The 26,644-nt window shown below is 50.4% G+C and carries 18 protein-coding genes; 10 read left to right on the forward strand and 8 right to left on the reverse strand.

Going from position 1 to position 26,644, the window contains the following annotated elements; translation table 11 throughout:
- Nucleotides 1-16 precede the first annotated feature (16 nt).
- The 5 genes from V513_RS03325 to V513_RS03345 form a co-directional block, all read right to left on the reverse strand.
- Complete coding sequence (locus V513_RS03325) at nt 17-1,327, reverse strand: ABC transporter substrate-binding protein (protein WP_099771704.1); 1,311 nt, start codon at nt 1,325-1,327, stop codon at nt 17-19.
- Between the two features lie 27 nt (nt 1,328-1,354).
- Nucleotides 1,355-3,730, reverse strand: coding sequence for a GH36-type glycosyl hydrolase domain-containing protein (locus V513_RS03330; RefSeq protein ID WP_099771705.1), 2,376 nt, complete (start codon nt 3,728-3,730; stop codon nt 1,355-1,357).
- A gap of 14 nt (nt 3,731-3,744) precedes the next feature.
- Nucleotides 3,745-5,835: a beta-galactosidase gene (locus tag V513_RS03335; protein WP_099771706.1), complete on the reverse strand. Its 2,091-nt coding sequence runs from the start codon at nt 5,833-5,835 to the stop codon at nt 3,745-3,747.
- 149 nt (nt 5,836-5,984) lie between these two features.
- Complete coding sequence (locus V513_RS03340; protein WP_099771707.1) at nt 5,985-8,042, reverse strand: glycoside hydrolase family 3 N-terminal domain-containing protein; 2,058 nt, start codon at nt 8,040-8,042, stop codon at nt 5,985-5,987.
- Nucleotides 8,026-9,060 (reverse strand): LacI family DNA-binding transcriptional regulator, encoded by a 1,035-nt coding sequence (locus tag V513_RS03345; protein ID WP_257211917.1) that lies wholly within the window; start codon nt 9,058-9,060, stop codon nt 8,026-8,028. The genes V513_RS03340 and V513_RS03345 overlap by 17 nt, the downstream gene beginning before the upstream one ends.
- 114 nt (nt 9,061-9,174) lie before the next feature.
- Here V513_RS03345 and V513_RS03350 point away from each other — a divergent pair, with 114 nt between their 5' ends.
- Nucleotides 9,175-11,283, forward strand: a complete 2,109-nt coding sequence (locus tag V513_RS03350; protein WP_099771709.1) for a beta-galactosidase — start codon at nt 9,175-9,177, stop codon at nt 11,281-11,283.
- A 10-nt stretch (nt 11,284-11,293) separates the two neighbouring features.
- Nucleotides 11,294-11,629 (forward strand): FAD-binding oxidoreductase, encoded by a 336-nt coding sequence (locus V513_RS14305; RefSeq protein WP_306556632.1) that lies wholly within the window; start codon nt 11,294-11,296, stop codon nt 11,627-11,629.
- Between the two features lie 1,583 nt (nt 11,630-13,212).
- On the opposite strand, the gene V513_RS03365 is transcribed toward V513_RS14305, so the two are convergent.
- Genes V513_RS03365 through V513_RS03375 form a run of 3 tightly spaced genes read right to left on the reverse strand, consistent with a single transcriptional unit; the run spans nt 13,213 to nt 14,830 of the window.
- The gene (locus V513_RS03365; protein ID WP_099771711.1) at nt 13,213-13,557 is read right to left on the reverse strand and encodes a NifB/NifX family molybdenum-iron cluster-binding protein; all 345 of its coding nucleotides are present in this window, start codon (nt 13,555-13,557) and stop codon (nt 13,213-13,215) included.
- 4 nt (nt 13,558-13,561) lie between these two features.
- Nucleotides 13,562-14,521: a radical SAM protein gene (locus V513_RS03370; RefSeq protein ID WP_099771712.1), complete on the reverse strand. Its 960-nt coding sequence runs from the start codon at nt 14,519-14,521 to the stop codon at nt 13,562-13,564.
- Nucleotides 14,522-14,539: 18 nt separating this feature from the next.
- Nucleotides 14,540-14,830, reverse strand: a complete 291-nt coding sequence (locus V513_RS03375; RefSeq protein ID WP_099771713.1) for a 4Fe-4S dicluster domain-containing protein — start codon at nt 14,828-14,830, stop codon at nt 14,540-14,542.
- Nucleotides 14,831-15,070: 240 nt separating this feature from the next.
- Between V513_RS03375 and V513_RS03380 the strand changes: the two genes are divergently transcribed.
- From V513_RS03380 to V513_RS03415, 8 genes are all read left to right on the forward strand, one after another.
- Nucleotides 15,071-16,846 carry a transporter substrate-binding domain-containing protein gene (locus V513_RS03380; RefSeq protein ID WP_099771714.1) on the forward strand — a complete coding sequence of 592 codons (1,776 nt, stop codon included), beginning with the start codon at nt 15,071-15,073 and terminating at the stop codon, nt 16,844-16,846.
- 591 nt (nt 16,847-17,437) lie between these two features.
- Complete coding sequence (locus tag V513_RS03385) at nt 17,438-19,918, forward strand: NEW3 domain-containing protein (RefSeq protein WP_180274824.1); 2,481 nt, start codon at nt 17,438-17,440, stop codon at nt 19,916-19,918.
- A gap of 193 nt (nt 19,919-20,111) precedes the next feature.
- A complete protein-coding gene (locus V513_RS03390; RefSeq protein ID WP_257211918.1) occupies nt 20,112-21,257 on the forward strand; it encodes an ROK family transcriptional regulator in 1,146 nt (381 codons plus the stop codon).
- Between the two features lie 28 nt (nt 21,258-21,285).
- Nucleotides 21,286-22,530: an extracellular solute-binding protein gene (locus tag V513_RS03395; RefSeq protein ID WP_099771716.1), complete on the forward strand. Its 1,245-nt coding sequence runs from the start codon at nt 21,286-21,288 to the stop codon at nt 22,528-22,530.
- 55 nt (nt 22,531-22,585) lie between these two features.
- Nucleotides 22,586-23,473 carry a carbohydrate ABC transporter permease gene (locus V513_RS03400; RefSeq protein ID WP_099771717.1) on the forward strand — a complete coding sequence of 296 codons (888 nt, stop codon included), beginning with the start codon at nt 22,586-22,588 and terminating at the stop codon, nt 23,471-23,473.
- A gap of 17 nt (nt 23,474-23,490) precedes the next feature.
- Nucleotides 23,491-24,312, forward strand: a complete 822-nt coding sequence (locus V513_RS03405; protein ID WP_099771718.1) for a carbohydrate ABC transporter permease — start codon at nt 23,491-23,493, stop codon at nt 24,310-24,312.
- Nucleotides 24,313-24,317: 5 nt separating this feature from the next.
- Nucleotides 24,318-25,199: an amidohydrolase family protein gene (locus V513_RS03410; protein WP_099771735.1), complete on the forward strand. Its 882-nt coding sequence runs from the start codon at nt 24,318-24,320 to the stop codon at nt 25,197-25,199.
- A 1-nt stretch (nt 25,200) separates the two neighbouring features.
- On the forward strand, nt 25,201-26,637 hold the full coding sequence (locus tag V513_RS03415) for a lyase family protein (RefSeq protein ID WP_099771719.1): 1,437 nt from the start codon (nt 25,201-25,203) through the stop codon (nt 26,635-26,637).
- Nucleotides 26,638-26,644 lie beyond the last annotated feature (7 nt).

Genomic DNA, 26,644 nt, shown 5'->3' on the forward strand with positions numbered 1-26,644 from the left:
ATGGGTCAGTCTCCTTTCAGTCGGTCATTATCGCGATCTTCTCGATAGCGCTCTTGTACTGCTCGTTGGCCAGTCTGTTCAACTGACCGGCGTAGTCGGCTATGTTCACGTTACCCCTGATGCTGTTCCATATCACGTCGCCTATCGAGGCGTTGTCGTTGTCTCCGACCTTGATTCCGGTAGGCGCCGTCCAGCGGGACTGGATGTAGCCGGGGACTATCTTGACGCCCTCGACGATGCCCTCGGAGATCCTGGCGAAGGCTTCGTCGATTCCCGGGAAGAGCACCTTGACCTTGAAATATTCGTCGAGAACGGCCTGCTCGGTGGTCAACGGCATAGAGGTCCACTGGTTGGCCGTGTCTATCTCCAGTCTCTTGAGAATACCCTCTTTGGCGAAGGATATGTATTTGGCGAATTCGTAGGCCTGTTCCGGGTATTTGGTCGTCTTGGAGATGATGAAGAAATCTCCTACAACGGTTACCCTGCCTTCGGGAGCGCCGATGAAGCGGCTCGGGAAGGGTAGCGTGGCGAAAGAGGCCGCGTCCCAGGTTCCCGACCATCTGATAGCTATCTTGCCCTGGTTCCAGACATCTCCGTACCAGCCGGCGTTGTACTGCTGCTTCTGCTCATCCGGAAGGCTGTCGAAGACGAACTTGCCGTCGAAGAACTGCTTGGCGATTTTTACTCCTTCTATGAAGGCCGGGTGATCGAGGTTGTACTTCTCGCCGTCCCAGGTGAAGTAGCCCAGCGCGGGATCCTTGGTCGCCGGGAACCATTCGGGGATCTGGACCTCTTCGGCTATGCCGAGAACTCCGTCCCTGGGGATGGTTAGCCTTCTGATCGCCGAAAGCATCGTGTTCCAGTCGGGAGCGTAAGGCAGCTGCGGAACGTTGTAGTTGGTGAAGAGATCTTCGTTGACGAAGTATCCGAGCATATAGAAGCCCGAAGGAACGGCGAAGACCTTTTCGTTGTAAACGGTGGCACCCCTCAGCGGAGCGGGTATGTTTTCCCACTCGGTATCTTTCGCCGTCATGGCCGTTATGTCCAGCGACCAGTCGTTCACCAGCGCCATGGGGATGTTCGGAATCATTATGACGTCGGGCAGCTTACCGGCGGCGGCCGCGGCGATAAGTGAATCTTCGTACTTGCCGTAATCGAGATCGGCGAACTCCACCTTGATATCCGGGTGAGTCTTCATGAACTCCTCGACTATCTTCTTCTCGACGTCAAGACTAAGGTTCCAGTTGGCATAGACGATCGTTACGGCCTGGGCCATGGCCGCCGTAACGAGCAGAATCACGAGACCTATCATCACTAGCTTTTTCATACTTTCCCCTCCTTTTTCAGTAAGTCTTTACTTCTTCCCCAGTATAGCCACTACTCTGTGAGTTTTACCGTCGTTTACGATCGGAATCTTCGGACCGCCTCCCTTCCCATCGACCGTTACGGTTGCGACTGAGTGCGAAAGATTTTCGGGATTTCTTACCTCTATTTCGTACACGGTCTCTTTGAACTTCCTCGTGTATTTGAAACCCTTCCAGTGTGGGGGAATTACGGGATCTATCTCTATGAAGCCGTCTTCCACCCTTATCCCGAGTATCCAGTTGACGGCCACCCTGTGGAGCCACTGGGCCGAACCGGTGTACCAGCTCCAGCCTCCCCTACCGTACATCGGTGAGACCGGTCCATCGGAATTGCCACAAGTGACGTACGGCTCGGCCATGTATCTGTCTATATCCACGCTCCTGTTGGGCGGGCAGATACCTGAATAGGCTTTGTAGGCGTTGGCAGCGTCTTTCATGAGCGCGAAGGCCCAGACCGCCCAGGCGGCCGCGTGTGTGTAGACGCCGCCGTTCTCCCTCAGCCCGGGAGCGTATCTGGTTATATATCCTATATCCGGCGCCGGTTTCGTGAAGGCCGGGTAGAGCAAGAGGGCGCCGAAGTCTTTGAGGAGAATCCTTCCGGCCGAGTCCATGGCGATGGCCTTCCTTTCGGAATCGGTTATATCGCTTATCACGGCCCAGGTCTGGGCGTTGAGGAAGATCTTTCCCTCTTCGTTCTCCTTCGAGCCAATCTTGCCGCCATCGTCTTTGGTCGCGCGGATGAACCACTCGCCATCCCAGGCGTATTCGTTCACAGCATCCTTCAGCGACTGCATCACGTCGCGGCACCTATCGGCGAAGACCCCATCTCCCCGCTTAGTTGAAAGAGGCAGGAACCGCTCGAGCAGAAGGTACATGAATTGAGCAAGCCAAACGCTTTCTCCCTTCCAGTCGCTGCCCACGGCGTTCATTCCGTCATTCCAGTCATGCTCTCCTATAAGGGGCAGCCCGCGTGGTGAGAAACGTTTGAAGGACTTCTCGATGGCAAGCCTACAGTGCTCATAAAGCGTCGCTGAACCGCCGTCAGCGAAGGACACCTCTTCATCCAGTATGCCGTAATCGAGCGTTTCCCTCACGTACTGCGACGTGATGAAGGGAAGCCACAAAAGGTCGTCCGAACAGCCTGTCCTCGGACCGCCGCCGCCTATGGTAAACCACCAGTGAAAGACGTCTCCCTCTCTGAACTGGTGTTGTGCGTGGAGTAGGATCTGTTTCCTCATGAGGCCAGGGTCGGCAACAAGGAAGATCTGCGAGTCCTGTAACTGGTCCCTGAAGCCGTAACCGGCCGATACCTGGTAATACCCGGACTTGCCCCATAATCTGCCCGAGATCGCCTGGTACTTCGACCAGTAATTGGTCATTATATTCAGCCCCGGGTCGGGCGTTTCGACCTTCTCGGTCTCGAGCAAACCGTCCCACATCACTTTTACTTCCGAGAAGAGTCGCCTGGAAGCCCCGAGGGAGCTGTGAGACTTCAGCAGTTCCTCCGGGTCCTCCTCGCCGATGATCGCGGTGCCGGTGGTGAATACGACGCTCTTCGACTGTCCCGGAGCCAGCTCCATCTCGACCTGCAGGGCGGCGCAGGGATCGCCGAACCTGTCGCACTTTCCCGGCAGTTCGTCCTCAAAAAGCGCGGCCGGTCTCTCCTGGGAGCCGTACATCCCGATGAAGGATTCCTTGTCGCAGGTGTAGGACTTCACCGGCTCGCTCGCACCGTGAAAGGCGATCTGGTTCCAGTCGGTGTTGTTCCACCTTCCCTTCCCGTCGGGGAACTGTCCTAGATACTTTCTTACGAAGATCGCGTTGTCTCTGAAGGCCGGTACGATGAAGAGCTTGTGAAACTCCCTGTGCTCGTCGGGAAAGTTGCCGAGAACCCACTCGAAGTACGATGTGATGTCGAGTCTCCGGCTGGTGGGGCCCTCGTTCTTCAGGGTTATCTCGGCCAGTTCCACCGGCGCCTTTGCCGATACGAAAACTTTCATCTCCGAGTAGATATCCCCCACGCGGTGGCGGTAGATGGTATAGCCCATCCCGTGGACCACTTCGTAAAGAGAATATTGGGCCATTACCGGCTTCCAGCCTGCCGACCAAAATCTTCCGCTCTCCCTGTCACGTATGTAATAGTACTTGCCCCAGCTATCCTTGATCAGGTCCTGGTAAGATCTGGTAATCCGGTTCTGGCCTGCGTTGCCCCGCCAGGAGTAACCGCTCCCCGTGTGGGAGGCGATCATGGAGTAATCTCCGTTACTTATAACGTTCACCCAGGGGCGGGGAGTTCGTGAATCGACTATCACGTATTCCCTCCCGTCCGGGGTGAAATACCCGTACTTGCTCTCGAAAAGCCTCACTTTCCACACGCTCCTCAAAAGACGGCCTTACGGGCCTCAAACTTTTTCCGCTCCCGGAAACTCCCGTCGAGCCGGACGATCCGGCCCGCTCGCCCTTTGACCGTCGCTTCAAATTCAAGATCTCCGGTCTTCACTGTGATTGTTTTGTCGTAGTCATCGTAGTTGTTGAGGAACAGAAAATCCACGCCTTCCCCTTTCCTGAGCCAGGCATCGACGAATTCCCCCTTTATCTCGACGTTTCTTTCTATTCCAAGATGCTCGGAGAGCCTGCGGAGGACCTCGAGCTTGTACTCCCTCTCAAGCTCTATACCGCAGCCGAGCATGACTATCTCGCCCTGCCCGACAGAACCGTAAAAGGCGCAGGCCGAACCTTCTTCGTCGAACCCGAAAGGCGAAAAGCCCGAAAGTTCACGGTAGCTCTCGGTGTAGAAGGCGTTTATTTCAAGGCCGAAGATCCGGGCCATCGACCAGTCCCTCTCTTTACCTTTTTCGACGTTCAGGCGGTCGCGTATGATCGCACACCCTCTACCGTGTTCTTCCCGCTCCGGCAGCGCGGGGAAGAGAACTAGCCTCCCGCCGCTTTCCATATACCGGACGAGCTTTTTCTGAACACCGGCCGGCATGAAGGGACCGGAGAAGACCCAGAGAATTGGCCGTTCCGTCGGATCGATCTCTTCGACCGCTTCCAGATCGACGGCTCCAACGGTATAGTTCAAAAGGAAGAGCCCCCTGAGCAGTCCGTCGAACGTAGCCATGTCCCTGTGCGCTTTGATCCGGGCGAAGGGGTACCCGTCTTGGGAGAAGAATTCGCCCGCATAGTAAGAGGAGATAAAACCGAACCACGTATCGAAGGCCGGTTTCGCGTTCAGCAACTCTTTCTCGAACGGTCTTACGGTACTTATCAGTTCTTTGATTCTGTTATAACTCCCCCTGAGCTCTCCACTGGCTCCGATGGGCGCCTGCCAGTCGTGCGCGCTTCCCATGAGGCCGCTCCCCTCGGGATTTCTCCCCCCGACGAAGAGATAGTAATTGATCGCGTTCATTCCGCCTGCTATGCAGAGCCGGCTGGAGAGATCTATCGAGGAGGGCATGAGTTTCGGCCTATCGTGCTGGAAACCGCTCTGAAACTCGGCCGAGAAGAGCGGTTGGGCAGGATTCTCGACGGCCGTCATGATCGAATTTGAGATGCTGATATCGGTGAAGTTCTCGTGTACTATGTTGCCTATATAGTAGTCGCCCGAAAGAACAGCCCGCGGTATGTCGGCAGCCGCCTTCAACTGAGAGACGCCGATAGGGTAATTCTTGCCTCTCTTGGCGTACTCGAGCGTATCAAAGCCGTGTATGTTTATTATCTTCGGCAGATCGATGCACTCTTCATCCATGAAACGGGAGAGGGTCTCGAGGTACTCCCTGAAGTATTGCCTCATGAACCTGTGATATTCTACGTTCAGGGGAAAGCCGAACTGTTTGCCGTAACTCCAGGCTTCTAACTCCGCAAGAAGCTCAGGTGCCATGGCGGTGAGGTATTCGCGAAAATGGGCGAGGGCAACCGGGCTGTAATCCCCCGTGGAGGTCACCCAGTGAAGCATGCCCACTTCGTTGTCCAGCTGGATCATTATCGCGTCGCTCTCCCGGATAGCCTTTGCGATTGATGCGTACCACTTTCTCACGCAGTCGAGGAAACCCGGATGCAGATACGAAAAGACTCTGCTGGGGTGCGGCTTTCCCTCGCTCGTCAACGCGATTCCGTCGGGGTGTTTCATGTAGAGCCAGTCGGGAAGCCCTTCGTTCTTGAGCTCGGACATTATGTACGGACCGGGTTTGATTATGAGGTCGAAACCGTATTCCATGGCCAGCCTTGTGAAACCCGTCAGATCCCTTTCTGGAGAGGTCCGGCCTTCGAAGTCTGTCTCGCCCTCTTTTGTCTCGTGCCAGAACCATGGTACGTAGAAGCTCAACGTGTCGAAGCCGGCCCGCCTTATCTTTTCCAGCCTGTCGGACCAGTCGCCGGCCGGGACCCTGAAGTAATGCATCTCGGCCGAGAAGAGAAACCTCTCCCGCCCGTCGATGACGAACTTCCCGTCTCTGCATTCAACGCGCTTCACCACGCACCTCCTGCTGAAACTAATTGAAACGTTTCAACGGTATTTCAAGCTTATCATACCGGAGAGGACCGAAGAAAATCCCGTAAACTTCGAAGAAGGATGTATATTCCCGCTCACGGTTGAATAAATGAAAAATCCTTTGTGTCTCTTCAGATCAGTTCGAAATAGCCCTTCAGGTGTTCGACGCTGTTGCGCCCGAGGAAGACCTCAAACCGCCCCTTCTCGAGAGCCGGCTTCAAATTTTCATCGAGGAAAGAGAGCATCTCCCCCGTTATGTCGAACTGTATGTTCTTCGATTGACCGGCCTTCAGAAAGAGTTTTTCGAAACCTTTGAGCTCCATCACCGGTCTGGTGACGGAGGCCGTCACATCCCTTACGAAGAGCATAACCGTCTCCGAGCCGTCGTGATCTCCGCGGTTGGTGACACGCGCGCTCACTTTAAGCTCTTCCCCCATCTTCGGCGAACCGCTCGAGAGCGCGAGATCTTCGTAATCGAAATCCGTGTAGCTCAAACCCCAGCCGAAGGGGAAGAGCGGTTCGTCCTGGATATCTATATACTTCTTGAACAGCGGACGGCCCGTGTTTTTTCTGTTGTAGTAGACCGGTATCTGACCGACGGCGACCGGAAATGTCAGCGTCAATTTCCCCGAGGGATTGTGAATGCCGTAGAGGATTTCGGCGAGTGCGTTGCCGGCCTGATGGCCGGGCTGCCAGAGCTGAAGAATCGCCGGCACGTTAGCCTCCTCCCAGCTCAAAACCAGGGGCCGGCCGCTCACCACGACCAGCACTACATTCTCGTTAATTTCCATGACCGACCTTAAAAGCCTCCTTTGGACCGCGGGTATCGTTATGTCCGCCCTGGAGCGGTTTTCGCCGCTCATAGAGGACGTCTCGCCCAAAACCATCAGCACGACCTGCACCTTCGACGCGATCTCGCGGGCCCTGTCGATGCCGCCCTCTATGTCGGAGTTTATTTCGCAGCCCCTCTCGTAGCGGAATTCCTCTCCAAGGTTCTCCAGACCTTCGAGAACGGTTACACTCTCCTGCACCTCGACCTGTCCGGCCCAGCAGCCGAGCATGTCGGGCCTGTCGTCTGCCAGCTGGCCTATCACCGCAAGTTTTGTCCCCTTTCGCAATGGCAGGAGATCCCGGTTCTTGAGCAGGACTATGGATTCGCGCGCCGCCTTCAAGGCCAGTTCTTTCGCCGCGAGGTTTTCTAGGCTCAGCCGACGTGCGTCTTCCATCACGAACCTTTTTTTGCCGAAGAGCCCTAGTCTCTCCTTCAGTTTCAGGACTCTCCCAGCCGCTTGATCGATCTCCTCGACCGTAAGCTTCCCCTCGCGGACGAGCTCTTTCAGATATCTCTCGTAGACTCCGGAGTTCATGTCTATATCCACCCCGGCTTTGAAGCCGAGACGGGCCGCCTCCCTCCCGTCGGAGGCTATCGAGTGGTTCACCAGCTCTTCCACCGATTCCCAGTCGCTCACCACAACTCCCCCGAAGCCTAGCTCGCCCCTTAGGATCCCCCGTATCGCACGCTCGTTGCCAGAGACGGGTATCCCGTTGAGATCGTTGAAAGATGACATCACCGACATCACACCAGCTTTAACCGCCGCGTCGAAGGGTGGCAGGTAGATCTCCCGGAGCGATCTCTCAGAGATATCGGCCCCATCGTAATCCCTTCCGCCCTGCGGTGCGCCGTAGGCAACATAATGCTTGGCACAGGCAGCGGTTTTCGGCAGGTCCTCCCAGTCGTTTCTCTGGTATCCCCTGACCCTCGCCCTCGCCACTTCGCTTCCCAGATAGGGGTCCTCGCCGGCCCCTTCGGCCACCCTGCCCCACCTTGGATCTCTCGAGATATCCACCATGGGGGCGAATATCATGTTTATACCCTCCATGGCCGCCTCGCGCGCCGACAGGGCGCACGTTTCCTCTATGAGTCCCAAATCGAAGGAACAGCTCAGAGCGAGGGGAATGGGAAAGATCGTCCTGAATCCGTGAATGACATCGTCGCCTATTATCAGGGGGATGCCAGTTGGCGAGTCGAGGGCCAGGTTCTGCCTCATCTGCGTCTCTTCGCCCCTGTTGTTCAAAAAAGAACCGATTCTTCCCTCGGCCAGCGCTTTTTGTTGAGCTTCTCCATACTTGCCGTACATCACCAGCTGACCGATCTTTTCCTCGAGCGTCATATCACTCAATCTCTTCATGTGCAGCCCTCCCGGTCGAATCCCTCACCACCAACGTAACATCGAGATTGATATTGCTCACCTCGTCGTACTTGCCAAAGATCAGGCTGATAAGCATGTGCGCGGCCAGTGAGCCGAGCTGGTACATCGGTCTCCGCACCGTGGTCAGTTTCGGGGTTATGTACGAGGAGAGTTCTATATCGTCGAAGCCGACGAGAGATATATCCTCCGGCACTCTCAACCCGTACTCGTTTATCGCCTTGAGCGCGCCTATGGCCGTTTCGTCGTTGGCGCAGTAGAAGGCCGTCGCGATCTTCCGGCCACGATTCGCCTCCAGGTAACCGCTCATCGAGCTCCGACCGGACTCTTCGGTGAAGTCGCCCTCCAGAACGTCCCCGGCCACAACGTTGAGTCCGAACTTCTTCATGGCTCCGGTGAAGCCGGAATACCGTTCTCTGGCATCCAGAGTGTCCTTCGACCCCTTTATGAAACCTATCCGCCTGTGGCCCAGTTCATGGAGGTGTCTGACGACTTCGTAAGAACCCCTTTCGTTGCCTATCCGAACGCTCCTCACCCTCTCGCTTTTCAACACCCTGTCGAGCGTGACTACGGGGAAGTCCCGGGAGAAGCTTTCTATATCCTCGGATTTGACCGTCGGCGTCATGATGATGAGGCCGTCGACGATATCGTTTTTGAGAAACTTGGCGACATCCTGACGGCGGTTCTCCAGCGTGCAGTAGATCAAAAGGTTGTAGCCCATGTTGTGAAGAACATCCTGAATGCCCTTCACCAGAGAATCGTAGAAGGGACCCTTTATTTCATGGACGATGAGCGATACGAGGTCGTACTTTTCCTTCTTAAGGCTCCTGGCGAAGGTATTGGGAACGTAGTTCAATTCCTTCGCGGCCTTCAGCACTTTCTGCCTGGTCTCTTCGCCTATCCTGTTGCTGTTGTTCAGGACGTAGGAAACGGTGGAGATCGAAACCCCCGCGAGCTTCGCCACGTCTTTTATAGTCGCCAAGGTTATCCCTTCTTTCATTGAAACGTTTCACCAAATTATACTATTTTTCTCACTCCGGCCAAAATCCCGGCGGGAAATACCTGGGCTATAATTGTTTAAAGGTTTCAATGGCCGTTGCGAAGGTGATGAAGAATGAAAAAAGAGAATTGGTCGAAGATCTGTGGAACTCCCCGGTTGATTTCGGCCGAGATCCATTACTTCAGACTCGAGCCCGGAGAGTGGAGAGAGAGGATCGAAAAAGCGAAGGAGGCCGGCTGTGACGCGATAGCTTCCTACATTCCCTGGCTCTGTCACGAGAGCGTCGAGGGAAGATACGATTTCACCGGGAGGCTAGACCTGAGAGCCTTCGTGGAGCTTGCTAAGGACCTGGGGCTTTACTTCATAGCCAGACCGGGTCCCTTCGTCATGGCAGAGCTGAAAAACGAAGGGATCCCACACTGGCTGTACGATAAGCACCCACATCTCAGACCCATCAGCTGGGAAGGAAGAAGAGTCGAGAGCGCCATGGTCATCTACAACCACCCGGACTTTCTCGCAGAGGTCGAAAAATGGTACGACAGAGTGGGGGAGATCCTCGGACCGTTGCTGGTCGGTAGGGGAGGAAACGTTATGGCCGTCCAGCTGGATAATGAGATAGGCATGCTTCAGTGGATCAACAACACGCCCGATCTTTCGGACTTCACGCTCGCGAGGTTCAACGACCGGGTCACGGAGAAGCGCGGCCGGGAGCCGTACGGCTTCGCGCTTGAAAAGCGCGATGAAACTTACAGGCTCCTCCGCAGCCCGGGAGAAGATTTCTCGCTGGAGTTCATACGCGACCTCGGCCAGTTCACGCGCGAGGATTACAGAGAGTACGTGCAGAACCTGAAACAGCTGGCCAAGAGGGCCGGCCTCGAAGGTATCCCCTATATAGTCAACATTCACGGTACATCCGAAGGAAGGGGCTTCACATTCCCGATAGGCATCAGCCAGCTTTACAAAGCCTGCGACGACGAGGAGGTCTTCCCCTCTAGCGATATCTATCTGGGAGATCTCTCCTTGAGGAACTTCCAGGACCTCTACACGATAAACGAAACGCTCGCGGCCGCCTGCGGGGGAGTTTACGGTTCCATGGAATTCGAGTGCGGCGACGGCAATTACGGGGACAACTACGGGCAGAGGATTGACCCTTACTCGCTGGAGCACAAGCTAAAGCTCTGCATCGCCCAGGGAAACCGATTGATCAACTACTACCTCTTCTCGGGAGGAAGAAACTATGTCCTTGATCCCGAGCCGCTCGACGGCAACGGAAGGATAGCCTTCACCGGCGAGCTCCACGGCTTTGCGGCCCCGATCTCTCCTGCGGGCGCGGAAAACTACACCTACCGCTTCCTGAAGGAAGCGACGCTCTCCGTCAAACCACTGGCGAAAAACATGGGCAATCTCTCGGTAAGCCATGATCCTCTGACTGTGGGCTTCATTCCGGACTATTTCATGAGCGAGTACCGTTACGGGGAGAGATCCGGAGAGATGATTTCCGATCTCCAGACCCACCGGGCGGGCAACTTCTGGGACAGCTTCCTCAAGGCGCTCCTGCTACTGGGATACCGCTACGACGTGAAGAATATACAGGACGGAGAAATCGATCCCGAAAGGCTGCTGATCCTTCCATGTGCGAGGTATCTGGACGTTGCGATCCAGAGAAAGATCGCGGATCATGTTGAACGCGGGGGAAGGCTGCTGATTTACGGGGAGTTGCCTCTCTTCGAAATGACCGGCAGAGTTTGCAGGGAACTGATCGAGGCTCTCGGCATAACTCCCGGGGAAGCTTACCGTTCCTCTAGCAAATATTTCCTCTCGGTGAAACCTTTGGGTTTGCCGGAACTGGCCACGCATTTCGCCCGGGCCTTCAGAATAGAAGGGGGCGAAGAGCTCGCCGTAATAGCCCAGAAGGGCGAAACGTGCGCCGCCAGAGTTGGAAGCACAACGGTCATAACTGCCCATTTCAACTGCAACACCGGCTTCTTCGGCCGAATTCTCGAGGGCTACGGATTGAAACCTAAGATCTCCATGACGGGCGATTCCTTCGGGGTTTTCCCCGTCGTGAGCGTCGGTGATCGCGGAGAGAGACTCGTTTACGTCTTCAACGAAGATAACTTCGAAAGGCGTATTGGGCTCCGCTTCGAAGAGGAGCCGCTTTTCGGGGGGAAGGAGCTACTTCTCAGGGCTAGGGAGGTGGCTGTGGAGTTGCGTTACCCCTGAAGGTGAAGAGATGAATTACGGACGGCTCAACGCGGACCTGATCGAAGAGCTACAATCACTACTCAACATCCCTGTCAAATACGATGAGGAGTCACTGGATAGATATTCTAGAGACGAGACGGCGGAATTGAAAGCCGTCAGACCGGAGGTCGTCACATTCCCTGTAAGTACTGAGGAAGTGTCGGAGATCATGAGATTCGCAAACAGGCACTTGATTCCAGTTACCCCAAGAGGTGCGGGAACGGGCCTTTCGGGAGGCGCGGTGCCCTCATACCGTGGAATCGTCATGAGTTTCGAGAAGATGAACAGGATTCTCGAGTTCGACGAAGCAAACATGATGACCTGATTCGAGGCATAAAAAAGGCCTTTGATCGAAACAACATACTCAATCCGGGGAAAATAGTGGATCTTTGAAAAGAAACCGAGGTTAGAGGTCAGTAGTCAGAGGTTGGAAGAGCAAGAGCTGGTCCGCCGTTCAATGGTTCTCCGTTCTCCGAAAAGAATTGTTGCAAGTTCCAAGATGCAAGTTGCAACAAGAAGAAAGAAGACCTTTTTCTAAAGGGCGATGAGGTAAGCTCGTTATTGGCATTCAACAAGACAGCATCGAGTGCCGAATCAAGTTCAGATGACGGTATGTGACGTTTTCGCTATCACGTAGCACTGTCATCCCGGACTTGTTTCGGGATCTGCACTTTTGAAGACCGTGGCCGGTGGTAGCGGGTTGGGGGTTGGTCAGGAGCAAAAAAGAGATTGTCCAGTCCTCAAGAAGCAATTAAAACCATCTGATCAGAACCAACTCATTTCGTCATCCTGAAGCGCTCCTGTTCAGGATCTGGTTTTTTCAGGAACCGTGGTTGGTGGTAAGAGGTTATGGTCGGAAAGAGCGAAGTGAAACCGGTTCTCCGTTGGACGGTTCTCCGTTCTCCGAGGAGAACCCGTTGCTCGTTCAAGAGCGAGGATCTGTTCTTCGTTCTTGGTTGAAATCATAAGAAGTAGCATCAAAATTCCGACCAGGAGCTTTGTCGGAATGACAGAATCTATCCCTTCCGCAATAACCGTTAGTTGTCAGCCCACTGAGCCTTCCTTGAAATACCTCTGTTCAGGGTCATCCCGAACTTGTTTCGGGATCTGGTTCCAAGAACGAACAACCTGGACGCGTAGCGTCGGAACGAAGAACAGGTGCTTCTTGGCGGCGGTGGACCGTTGACGGATAACGCTGTTTTCATCAGCCACCAGCGGGTTTTTGCTCTTAAGCGCTCAGCGGTTCTTTTGTTCGCAATTTGGAACGGACTACTTGCAACTGCTCTTCTAAGGACGGATCCTTGCTCTTGAAGGACCAAGGACGGCTTCTTTCAGCATGACTGTAAGTGCCGTTCTCGCAATCACCTAACACTGTCATCCCGGACTTGATCCGGGATCTGGTTCCAAGAACGAACAACCTGGACGCGTAGCGTCGGAACGAAGAACAGGTCTTCTCGAAGGACGGGTCCATGATCTTGGACGGGCAACGAAGGATGGCTCTTCACAGCGTTCAGTGGATCTTGTGGCCCGCGCGGCGGAACTGGCCGCATGAAGTGCGACGGTCCTGATGTTCTGCATCAATTGTGTTTTTCGGTTTTTCTTGCCACTTCTTGCAGTGACTGGCCTCAGCGTTAAGCTGAGACTGGCACCACGAAGTGGTACTGGCGAAGGCGAAGCCTTCACTGGCGGCGATGATTCTCGCCTTTTGACTGGCCTTGCGTCCCGCCGCAGGGGGAATTGTGTCTAACCTTTTTGCTCTTCCTCGCGCTAGCGAGCATCACTTCCCGACGTAGTCGACGTCACTTCCCCGGATGGTCTTCCCAGCATCACTTCTGTTTTCCCGGAGAACGGTGGACCGCTGACGGACAACTTTGCTGTCCAGAAGGACGAACTTATGCAGCGGACCTCCTAGTGTTCACCATCGTATTTCTGCTCATTGAGATACGCCTTCAGTGCCTCGTCGATCGTCATGGGCTCCAAAACGACCGGCTCGTAATTCATCTCGGCGAGTTTCTTCAACGATCCCTTTCCCATGGCTGCGCCGATCCAGACTGGGCAGTCGCCGATGACCTGGAGGATCTCGTCAACCTCGGCATGCTTATGATTCTCATAATAGGGATTCGGCCTTGCTTCAACCTTAATGGCGCACTTTCTTTCGTCTAGCTCATAGATGTCGTAGTACCTTGACTGCCCGAAGTGGTCCTCGTTCAGTTTGAAACCGTCATTGGTCCCGATTGCGATAAGCTTTCCCATTTCTTCATCCTCCCGATCGCCTTGTTGCTAGGACGTATCTATAAAAGTTGTTTCCGTGATAAGTCTTTTTCTCGACATTCGGATTTTCGGCCAGCCTCTTCAGAAGGTCTGTAACCGTCTCCCCCTTGAACTGCGACTCTACAAAGCTCCTTATGTCCTTGTCCGACATTGGGTGGCGCTTGATGATCTCTATCACTGCATCCAGCGCCTCTTTCTCAGAAGTAGTAAAACTGCTGACTGGCAGGTTCTCTATGCTCTCGGCATTAAGAAGAGTCCTCGCAAATTCTATTGCCGATTCTGAAGGCACTTCTATGCCGCTTTCTGCGGGAGGCCTTGCAGGCACATTTATATACACTCTGGCCGGCTTAATCTGATCGATTTTCTTCTTAAGCTCCCTCAGGAAGCCCTCGCTGTCGTTGTAATCCTTTATCAGCATCACTTCAAGCCAGATCTCCCCTTTGAACTCCTTCGAGAAATCCAGCAGACCTTTATAGACCTTTTCATAAGTCAGCTTCCCGAAAGGTCTGTTTATTCTTTTGAAACTCTCCTCATCTTTCGCGTCGAGCGTGGGCATCACAATATCGAAATCCTTTATTTCTTCCACCAGTTCTCTATCGAATAGAAGAGAGCCGTTGGTTATAAGAACCAGCGGCTTTCCCGTCATTTCTCTAAGACCCCTCACTATGGCATCCAGCGGTTTGTAGAGGGTCGGCTCGCCCTCTCCGACAACCGTCACAACGTCGAACGACTCTTCACCGTGCGCCTCGATAAACCTCCTGGCTTCGGAGAGAATCTCCTCAGGCGGGTAGAAGGTCTGTCTCGTGTTTGTCATATTCGTCGTTCTTCCCAGCTGGCAGTAGACACAAGCGTAATTGCACGTCTTGAAAGGTATCGTGCAAACCCCCAGAGATCTTCCTAGCCTTCTTGAAGGGACAACCCCATATACATGACTCAAAAGAAGCACTTCCTTCCGTTCATTGTCTCAGCGACCTCCCCGTCTTCCTCCTCCCATACCTCGTCCAAGTCCTCTTCCTTGGCCGATGCCGGCTTTACGTCCGATGCCGTATCCTCCCCCACCCGCTCGAAGAGAGGAATTCTCGGAGTTAGGCCTTATGGCGTTCACGGGGCATGCGCTGAAACAGTCCCCGCATCTGGTGCAAAGACTGTTGTTTATGTGTGCCTTGCCTCCCTGCATCACTATAGCTCCATCTATAGGGCAGGACTTCAAACAAAGAGTGCAGCCGGTGCATAGATCTTCCCGTACCCAAGGCAATTAAAACACCTCCTAATTCTTTATATATGTTTATTGCATATATATTATATCACTACAAAATCTGCTTTCACAAGTCACGAAGGTGCCTCTGCCAAACCTCACGAATAAGGCCTTTTCACAAGACCTTTCGAGTGAGTAGACGACTCTTCATTACCTTCTGAAGGTATCGATTACTGTTTGCGAAACGAAGACTATCGTCTAGAATAGGAGTCATTGACAGACTCAATTGGAGGTGTAAGAATGAGATCTTCTATTCCCAAGAAAGTCGTTTTCTCCATTATTCTTGTCCTTTTTCTCTCATCAATTGCGCTGGCTCAGCCCATTACCTTCCTCGTGAATCCCGATTACGATCCCTTCAGCTACCTTGGGGAAGGCCATCTGAAGGGCTTCCTCGTCGATCTGATCGGATCGCTTGAAAGCGAAACGGGCATAGATGTCGAGATGAAGCCCGTCAAATTCGACGAAGCCCTCGAGATGTTACAGGGCGAAGGGAGTTACTGCATTCCCTCTCTTGTCTTCACGACACAGAGGAAAGCTCTTTATCAATGGGCGGGTCCCGTTGCCATAACGAACACTTACCTCTACACGACCGAGGAACTTTCGGGTGAATTCAAATCACTCGAGGATGCTAGAAACGCAAACTCCGTCGGTGTGGTAAGCGAATACTATTCCCACAAACTGTTGGAGGGGCAGGGATTCGACAACCTTATCGTTTTTGAAGACGAAGGGTCGTTGCTTGAAGCCCTTCTTGAAGGAGAGATCGAACTGGCGCCCTTCAACTCGGCAGTTCTCCAGGAACTTCTCAAAGGGGAACAAGCCTCTTATAGTCCCGTATCGACAGTCGCGATCGACCTGGATATGACATACCTCGGTTTTTCGAAGGAAGTCCCGACTGAAATCGTAGACGCATTCCAGAAGGCCCTCGACGGGCTCAAGACATCCGGCTCCTTCTCCGAACTCTACAGCGAATGGTTCCCCGAACAGCCCGTTCCCGGCATCTACACCTTCCTGACCGAGGAGTACCCGCCGGTAACCTTCAGGGGTGAAGACGGAGAACCGACGGGCTTCGTGACCGAAATGGTAAAGGAGATACTACGCAGAAACGACATGTCTGCAGAGATCCTGATCGTCCCCTGGTCCGTAGGTTATGAACTGGCCTCGAATCTGCCCAATGTCTTCCTATTCAGCATGGACCAGACCGAGCAGAGAAAGGAAAACTTCGAGTGGATCGGACCGGTAGGAAAGAACACCGCTTACCTCTACGGCCGCAAAGACACTCCAGCCACAGACCTCGAGTCAGCAAAGAGAGTAGACGCCATAGGTACGACGACGAACTGGTGGACCGAACAGCTCCTAAAGGAAATGGGCTTCGAGAACCTCGTCAGCTCTCTCGATCCTCTCGATACCGTCGCGCAACTTGTCGAAGGCGAGACCGATCTCGCGGTCTTCACAGACCTGACTGTAGCAGAGCTGGCAGATGAAGCAGGCTACAGCATCGACGACCTGGAAGCCCTTGTGGAGCTTCAAACAAACTACTTCTACATAGCAGCTTCGAAGGGAACGAATCTCGGACTGATTTTGAACTTCCAGAAGACTCTCGAAGAAATGAAGCGAGACGGAAGCTTCGAAGAGACAATCAGAGAATTCGTGCCAAACATGCTCGTGACATCACTACTCTGGAATTCCTCCCAGCTCGATGTCAAAGGTCTTCGAACCTCCATGAACACTCTCTCTGTAGGAGAGATAGCCACCATGGAACTGCAAGAGAACGGCTCGACCGGTTATGTCTGGGACGTGAAGATTACCAATCCAAACGTCGTTTCGCTTATCTACGAGGGCTCGATCTTCGAAGCGAAGTTCCTCGACGATTCAGAACTCGTTGGAGCTCCCTACAATGTCCAGTGGGTATTCGAAGCCAAACAACCCGGAGTGACAGTTGTCATATTCTCCCTAAGGCGCCCCTGGGAGAGCGTCCATCCAATACAGACCTTTGCGATAAATATGAAAGTTGAGTAAGCTAGAATCTAACAGCGAGGTACAATGTAACTCTCTGAGACAAAATGGTGTAACTTGATTTTTATGCTCCGGGACCTTTGCTTGTTGTGAAGAGCGCAATAGGCATCCGGAGCATTATTTTATTGGCCTCTTCAGCTGGGTGACTCCAGAAAGAATCGACGAAACAAGCACCTATTAGTGGAAGAACTCACTAGATTCCGCGATAATTGAGACATCAAAATTTTCTGAGATTTACCTTTAATAAGGTAGACAGGATGATAATTGTATGATTTGCTTCTTCTCCAAAAGCCGCTGAATGTTCAAGGTTTGTCTCGAACATAGCACACAAAAGTCCAACCAAGATCTAGGAGCAACAATTCTTTAGAACATTTAATGGAGATGGGATTAGTCAATTAAACCTTTCTAGGTTGCCAATTCACTACAAGATAGCTTGTTCTTGAGTCCAGAAGTAAATTATCACATTTGTTTCGTGAGTTTTGGTTAAGGTATAATCAATAGTGTCTTTAAGTTAGGCAACTTTACTAACGTGTTGCCCTTCTAGTTTTCCATGTTTTCAACCAAATCCGTTGCTAGAAAAAAAGAGGTATGGGAATGAAAAAAGGGTTGATTCTACTGATGCTCTTGTGCATGATAGTTTTTACGGGCTTCGCCAAGAGTTATGAGTTTGAAGCACTATCTGAAACTGGACTTGCCAAGACAATACTTGGGCTCCAGAAACTTCCTGTATTTGGTACGGTATTTATGGTAGGAGCACATCCAGACGATGAGGACAATGGTTTAATTGCGCATCTGGCCAAGAATCTTCATCTTAACAGTTACTATCTTGTTGCGACCTGGGGAAAGGGTGGTCAAAATGTGATTGGTCCTGAGTTCTATGATGCTCTTGGAGTTTTGAGATCACAGGAGCTGGCATCTGCCAGGGAAATCGATGGTGGAGAACAACTGCACTTCGGTGCTTACGATTTCGGTTACTCGAAAACGGCCGAAGAAACATTTAATGATCCTAATTGGGATGAAGAAACAATCATTGGAAACCTAGTGAGACTCATTAGAATCTACAAACCAATCATCGTTCTAGGTAGACATGCACCAACAGGTGGTCACGAACATCATCAGGCGTGTGGGGTACTGCTTCCCAAGGCTTTTGAAGCTGCAGGAGATCCCAATATGTATTCCGAACAACTGGAAGAAGGATTACAGGTTTGGGACGTTCCAAAGTTCTACCAGGCTGGTTCCGGTGGTATAAGCATCAACACTGGAGAATACAACTACATCCTTGGTTATTCCGCTTCACAAATCGGTTCTATTGCTAGGGGAAGCCACAAGTGCCAGGGAATGTCAGGAAGTCTCGGAAGTCTCGGAGATGCCTTCTCCAGATACGTCTTGCTTAGAAGCACCGTTGGAACTGAAGAGACTTCGCTTCTTGATAACATTGACACCTCTTTGAAAGCGATATCAAATGGAATCGAAGGAGGACCAGCTTTGATCTCTGATCTCGATGGGATGTTGCTGGAATTGAACGGAATTGCAAACGCTATAGTCGCGGGATTTGACGCGATGAATCCTCTTTCGGTCGGTGAAGAGCTTCTTGAAGGATTGGGCTTAGTTAGGGAAATAATTGCTTTTGCACAGGAAGCTGATCTAACCAGAAACGATAAAGCACTCCTACTTGAGAGACTTGCAATGAAGGAAGAGGATTTTGTCGCTGCTTGTAACGAGCTTTTCTCAACGAGAGTAGTTGTAGAAGCAGAAGACTTAGCCATAGTTCCTGGACAAACATTTGAGGTTACAGTGTCCTTCTGGAATCTAGGTGGTCAGAATGTCGATTCAGTAAAACTGGGTCTAGACGTACCGAAGGGTTGGACGGTAGTTGGAGGAGAAGTATTTGAGGACGTAGCTTTCAACCAAAGTTGTGAGGCGGTTTTTACGGTTACTGTCGCGGAAGATGCTCCCTACACTGATGCTTTTGATGAGAATCCAATCACCGGATTTGCTGAATGGGAAGTATCGGGAACATCTGTATTGGCCGAGGCAGTTGCAGATGCTAGAGTGGTGCCTCAGGTTTCGATATCCACAGAACCTGAAAGGTTGATGGCTCCAGCGAGTTCATCTTCAATCGTAAGATCAATTGCTGTCAAGGTTCAGAACAATACTGCAAATGAGATTTCTGGAGAAGTAGTTCTTGACCTCCCGGCTGGATGGGAGTTAGTTACAGAAGAAACGTCGTTCGTTCTTGGGCGTGAGAATGAATCAACAACTTTAGAGATTGATTTCATGATTCCTGCCAACGCACCTCTTGGCCAATCCGAAATTGTTGTAGAAACCATAGTTGATGGTAAGGTATTCAATCAAGGGTACCAGATCATCGCATATCCTCACATCGAAACGAAATATCTCTACAAGCCTTCGGTCTTCAATGTTGCAGTTATCGATGTGAAAGTTGCTGCCGATCTAAAAGTTGGTTATGTGGATGGTGGGCTGGATATCAATACTGTGTACCTCAGACAGATGGGAGTAGATGTCACCGAATTGAGCCCTGCTGACCTTGCCGCTGGTGATCTAAGTCAATACGACACTATCGTCATAGGTACGAGAGCAGCTACAGCAAGACCGGATATTGAGGCGAACTCTGCAAGGCTTAATGAGTACGTATTCAGTGGTGGTAACCTGATCGTTCAGTATCATAAGACAGGCGAATACAGTGGCAGCTGGGCACCCTACGACTTTACTATTAGTAGAAACAGAGTCACAGTCGAGGAAGCCGAGATGAAAATACTTGTTCCAGATCACCCAATTTTCAACTGGCCAAATGTAATCGGAGATTCAGACTGGGAGGGCTGGAAACAGGAGAGAGGTCTCTACTTCCCGAACAAATGGGCACCTGAGTTCACTCCATTAATTGACACCGATGATCCCGGCGAGGATATCGAGCCAGGATCACTATTGATTGCAAACTACGGAGAGGGGACGTACATCTACACCGCGCTCGTATGGTACAGACAGCTTGATTATCTTGTGCCGGGTGGATATAGAGTCTTCTCGAATATGTTGAGTTTACCAAAGGTAAAGTGAGGCAATTAGAGAATCCGGGGGCCCCAAAGGTCCCCGGTTCTATGAACTATCAAATATTGAGAAAACTGACGATAATTGATTCCCTTCGTCCTTCACAATCTGTATTAAGCTCAGCTCGCCAGTATCCCTGTTTATAAGAGAAGAGAGTCATGAAGTATAATGTTAGTAAGTTAGCCTACTTAACGAAGCAAAGGTGATTCCATTGAGTCGATGCTTGCGCGAAACTGAAGAAAAAATAATGCGAATCGTTAGAGATGAGGGTCTGGTCTCCAGAGCAGATATAGCCAGAAAGAGTGGTTTGAGCAAACCTGTAGTGTCAGTAATTGTGAACAATTTCATCTCTCAGGGTTCAGTAGTTGAAGTAAAAGAAGGAGAAAGTTCAAATCGCGGCGGGAAGAAGCCCATGCTGTTATCTTTCGTTCCCACTTACAAGTACGTGGTTGGCGTAGATGTCGGAGGTAACAAACTGATCTCTATACTCTCGGATCTTGATGGAAATATTGTTGAGAAGGTAAGATTCTCTACTAAATCTATTTCAAATGAGAAGACATTTCTAGAGATTGTGGAAATGGCGATATCTCAGGTAATGAAAGTCCCAGTCTCGAAAGTAATGGGAATCGGACTCGGTGTTCCAGGAACTGTAGATCCTGAGAGTGGATTGATTTTTTATATGCCCGCATTTGGGCTCCGAAAAGTGAATTTGCGTGATTATATCGAAAAGAGATTCGAAGTTCCAACATTTGTTTCGAATGACGTGACACTTAACGCTCTCGGTGAGTTGTGGGCTGGAGCTGCAAAGGGATGCAGAAATGTCTTTCTGACAGCACTTGGTACAGGAACAGGTGCTGGATTAATCATAAACAACGAGCTTTACGAAGGATCAAGCGGAGTTGCTGGAGAGATAGGGTATATGATAACCGACTGGAGCAGAGAGAAGAATCTGAGCTTTGTGTTTGGAAGCCTTGAAAGCTGGTTCTCGGGATACGCCTTTGAAAAGCTTCTTTCGGAGTTTGAAAACGAACCGTCGGTCGCACAGATGTTTGATCATTCAGACACAAATCCGAGATTCAGAGAGATAGTTACGGTTGCTTGTGAGCACCTTAGCGTGGTTATCGCGAATGTCATCACACTGCTTGATCCAGATGTTGTTGTCATAACCGGTGGAATTGGTTACAACCAATACGATAGGATAGTCAGTTTAATAATGCCGGTACTAAAGAGGACCGTTCCTCCTGAAATACTTGAGCGCGTTACTTTCAAGCGTGGAGAGTTGGGCGAACTAGGGGTTTCGTTAGGCGCTGTGTGCAATGTTCAAAGAAAGGTCTTCATGGAAGTATGAGCAACATCACTATTTTGGAGGTGGGCAAATGAAAAGAGCATTGTTGTTTCTTCTGGTAAGTTTGGTTGTCTTCGCCAGTTTTGCTGGCGCAGTGAAGATTACCTTCTGGCAGTACTACTACGAAACAAAAGTGAAACTCGTAGATCAGCTTATCGAAGAGTTCGAAAAGCAGAATCCTGGGATCGAAGTAGAGCACGTTACTTTCCCCTACGAGAATTTCAACGAGAAGGTCGCGGTGTCTGTTCCTGCCGGAGTCGGGCCTGATGTTCTTACTCTTTTCTACGGATGGATTCCACTTTACGTTACTTCAGGATATCTAGTTCCTCTTCCTGAAAGCGAATTTTCCCCTGAATATCTTAGCAGTCAGTTTTTTCCTTTCGTATCCAAAGGAATTGAGTTTGACGGAGTTCCCTATGCCCTTCCAACGGCCGTAAGATCTCTAGCACTCTTCTGGAACAAGGATCTGTTTGCAGAGGCTGGTCTCGATCCGGAGTCTCCGCCAACGACTTTCGCCGAGATGGTCGAATTTGCAAAGAAGCTCACGAAGTACGACGACAAGGGCAACATAATTCAGGAAGGTCTGACAATGCAGCCATCCGGTCAGGGTCACCAGTGGATTAGAGAAGTCCTTGTCAGACAGCTCGGTGGAACACCCTACAGTGCTGACAATAGAACGGTTCTCTACTCCCTGACTGCACCCGACACTCTGAAGGTATATACCGACCTGATAACGGAAGATAAGGTCGGTTATCCGGGATTCCTGAACGACGATGTAACGGCCTTCAGATCTCTCAAAGCAGCAATGACGATCGACGGCTCTTTCAGGCTTGGAACTTTCAGACCTCTTGAGAACCTCAACTGGGGAGTTACGGAGCTTCCATCGATGAACGGAGTGAAGTCTAACTTCGCATCTTTCTGGGCGCACGCCATAACTACCAATGCAACCGGCGAAAAGCTGGATGCTTCGATCAAGTTCCTGAAATTCATAACCTCAGAATATGCTCAGAAGCTCTGGCTTGAACAGGTCGGCGAGCTTCCCGCCAACCCGAATGTCGCAGCCGCTTATTATGATCATCCCGAATACGGACCGTTCCTCAAGGGTCTCGAGTACGCCCATGCGACTTTCTTCGTTGACGAAAGCGGACAACGCCAGGTCCTGATGGATGCTGTAGACAAGGTATGGATACAGGGTATGGATCCTGTTAAGGCTTTCGAAGAAGCTGCAGTTGAAGATCAAGCAATAATAGACGAGTTCTGGTCCAGGGTAGAGTAATTTGAAGAGCAGGTGGCCGTGGCATAGCCACGGCCGTTCTCTTTGGGGGTAAAGAATGAAGATAAGTCAGAAGAGAATCCTTACAGCTTATGTTTTCCTGGCTATCCCATTGGTTTTCTATATTGTTGTGCGTTTCTATCCGATGATATATACCTTCTGGTTGAGTTTCACAAACTGGAAGCTAATTTCACCAAATAAAGATTTCGTTGGGTTCGACAATTTCGTGAAGCTTTTCAAAGATAAAGTGTTCGTGACTTCTCTCTGGAATACCCTTAAATACGTGACTTACGGTGTACCTCTCGTCATAGTCCTGTCCCTCTTTTTGGCCACTACGCTGAACAGGGTTCGACATCTGCAGTGGTTTTACCGTTTGTTGTACGTGATGCCCTATATCACACCACTTGTGGCAGTAAGTTGGGTTTGGAGATGGATCTATCAGCGGCCACCGGCAGGAATATTAAACAATCTTCTTATGGCCTTCGGCCTTGACGCACAACCCTTTTTGAGCAGTATGAATCAGTCTCTGCCGGCAATTGTTGTTACGACAGTTTGGGTAAATCTGGGATATTGCATCATTATCTATCTCGCCGGCCTGCAAACGATACCTCAAGAGTACATAGAAGCCGCCAAAATTGATGGAGCAACTTCGAAGCAATCTTTCTTCAAAATCACATTGCCTCTTCTAAACCCGATTACAGTTTTTCTTGTAGTTACACAGAGCATTACATTTCTGAGGATCTTCACGCAGGTTTACAACATGACCGATCAAGGATCCGGCGGTCCCTTGAACTCGACAAAACCCTTGGTACTGTACATATATCAGAAAGCCTTCAGATCTTTTGATATGGGTCTCGCTTCTAGTGCGACTGTTATACTTTTTATGATCATTATGGGCATTACCCTGATACAACTACTGGTATTGAATAAGCGAGTCCAATACTGATTGGTGGGTGGTTATGCATGACTAGGGCATACAGGAAAACAAGTATTTTTGCCTATATATTTCTAACGATCTTTGCCATTGTGATGGTTTTTCCCTTCGTGTGGATGTTTTCCTCTTCTTTCAAGTCAACCGAAGAGATCTATGAAATGACGGTGATACCAACAGAACCAACTCTGGAAAACTACGAGTTCATTTTCAACTATTCTATGTTTCCGAGATGGTTTTTGAACAGCATGATCGTAGCTGTGGTAACAACAATTTCTGTTCTCTTCTTTGATTCGCTGGTGGGTTATACACTCGCCAAGTACAATTTTCCGGGAAAGAACATCATATTCATTCTGATTCTTAGCACACTAATGATTCCTACCGAAATGTTAGTGATTCCCTGGTACATAATGGTTAGACAATTGAGGTGGATGGAGACCTACTGGAGCATAATGTTTCCGGGTATGATAAGTGCTTTCGGTGTCTTTCTAATGAAGCAGTTCATGACGACAATACCAAACGATCTACTGGACGCCGCGAGAATCGACGGGGTTTCCGAATTTGGAATATTTATGAGAATAGTCATGCCACTTGTCAAACCGGCTCTCGCGACACTGGCGATCTTCAATTTCATAGGCAACTGGAATGCTTTTCTTTGGCCTTTGATAGTTGCCCAAACACCGAAGATGTATACTCTTCCAGTTGGTTTGTCTTATTTCTCAAGTGAGAACCTAACCAGTTGGGAGTTGATTATGACTGGAGCTGCTGTTTCAACTATTCCTTTGATAATCTTCTTCATAATTTTCCAAAAGCAAATTGTGAAGGGAATTGCTATGTCGGGATTGAAAGGGTGATTGTCATGAGGATTATTGATTCTCACGTTCATTTTCCTTCTCCAGATCTCTTCGGAAGGCCCAAGGGTGATGTTCACCCTTGGGTTATGCAAGAACAAGCTCGCTGGAGAAAGGCTTGGCAGTTTGATAGAGCGGAACCACTTGCCTCTCAAGATGAACTGGTAGAGCGATGGTACAAAGAGGCGACCAAGTACGATATCTCGGTAGTCTTTGTCACTTCTGGTGGAAATGAAGTCATGTCGGAGATAGTCAAAGCTCATCCCGACAGGTTTTATGGCTATGCTCATCACGATCCCTCTCTGAAAGAGGCTCCTACCCTACTTGAGAAATCTATAAGAGAGCAGGGACTCAAAGGGTATAAGATACTTGGGCCGGCAGTGGATACTCCCCTGGACAGCAAGGAACTCTACCCTGTTTGGGAAGTAGCTCAGGGAGAAAACATACCTGTTTTGATTCATTTCGGTATTATGGGCTCAGCTGGCGGAATTGCTAACCATGTGAATATCAATCCGCTGATAATTCACGATGTGGCAAAGAGCTTTCCCAACATGAGAATAATAGTGCCACATTTCGGTTGTGGATACGTCTTTGAAACCCTGAATCTCTGCTGGGCCTGTCCCAACGTGTACATCGACACCAGCGGATCGAACCAGTGGATGAAATGGATGCCTTACGAAGTAAATCTTGAGATGCTTTTCAGAAAATATAGAGAGACTATAGGTCCCCGAAGAATCATATTTGGAACAGACTCTAGCTATTTCCCAAGGGGCTATGCGAAATCTTATTTTGACGAACAGTACAAGGCCATGATAAACGTAGGATATTCAGATGATGAAATCGACAGAGTGGTCTTTGGCAACATAGACGACCTTCTAAACGGGAGGTAGTATGAGATTTTCTCCGATTTACACGAAGTACGTTCTCGGAAGATCTTACAAGCACTGGGCGACATCTCTTCTTGATGAGTTCAGGAAGCAAAACAAGGCCCATTTGGTCATGCTTGCAAGGCAAGGAATAGTTGATTCGAACACTGCCTCTGCTCTGAAAAGGGCGATTATCGAACTGGATTCTACATTGAAGATACCCGAAGAAATCCCTGAAGGAGTCGAGGATCTCTTCTTCTTCTATGAGAAGCAGTTGGAACTTCTTATCGGAGAAAAGGCTGGATCACTCCACACGGCCAGAAGTCGGAATGACATGGATGCGACAGTTTTCAGATTGTACGTGAGAAAGCTGATGATTTCACTTATGAAACAGATGCTATCTATTACTAGAACTCTTATTGATAAGATAAAGAGGTCTAGAGAGCAACTCCTGGTTCTGTACACACATGGACAGCCCGCGCAGGTATCGACTCTTGCCCACTATCTTTCATCTTTCCTTCTGGAGTTTCTCGAAGGACTGGAGGGATTGCACGCCTCCATGAAAGTCGTAAATCAATGCCCTCTTGGAGCAGCGGCAATTACAACCACTGGATTCAATATTGACCGACAGCTGGTTTCTGATCTGCTTGGTTTCGACAGACCGGTACCGAACTCTTACCAGGCAATCGTAACCTCCCACTGGCTAACCTATCCATCAATGTGGTTGAAAAGCATTCTTAATGACATAACGCGTCTTATGGCTGACATGGGTCACAAAGCTTCTTGCGAAGTAGGAATGCTAAGATTTCCCGATGAACTCGTGCAGGTTTCCAGCATAATGCCACAAAAGAGGAATCCAGTCATTATCGAACATATCAGAATCCAATCCGGAATGGCAGCCGGTGATTTCCAGAGCCTTATAGATCTCTTCCACAACGTTCCCTATCAGGATGTTAATGAGGTGGCTGACGCTCCTGTAACCAGCTTCACCAGAGGTTATGAAACGTTTTCCGGTCTTCTGGAGTTATTGGAAGAAACGCTCCTGAAGGCTTCTGTCGATGAGCAAAAAGTTAATCATATAGCAATCTCTACGGGAACAACGACTACGGAACTGGCTGATGAACTAGTAAGGAGAGAAGCGATTTCTTTCAGGACGGCTCACACTGTTACGAGCGCTTACGTGAAATCGGGATACTCTTTTGAGGCTTTACGCAGAAAGTTCTCCGAGCTTGTGGGGAGAGTATTGAACATGAGCGATTCGGAACTAGAAAGCATTCTTTCTCCCAAGCATTTTGTGCAGATACGTGAAATCCCCGGAGGACCGTCTGCTTCTGCTATGGAAAGTCTCATTCATTCGATAGAAGAAAGGACTGAAGCAATTGCAGACTCCCTGTGGAAACTAGTAGAAGACATTGCAGAGAGCGAGAAACGTCTATCGGTAGAGTTCAATGGTCTTGGTTGACGGGGTG

The sequence above is a fragment of the Mesotoga sp. H07.pep.5.3 genome (assembly GCF_002752615.1).
Taxonomy (GTDB): Bacteria; Thermotogota; Thermotogae; order Petrotogales; family Kosmotogaceae; genus Mesotoga; species Mesotoga prima.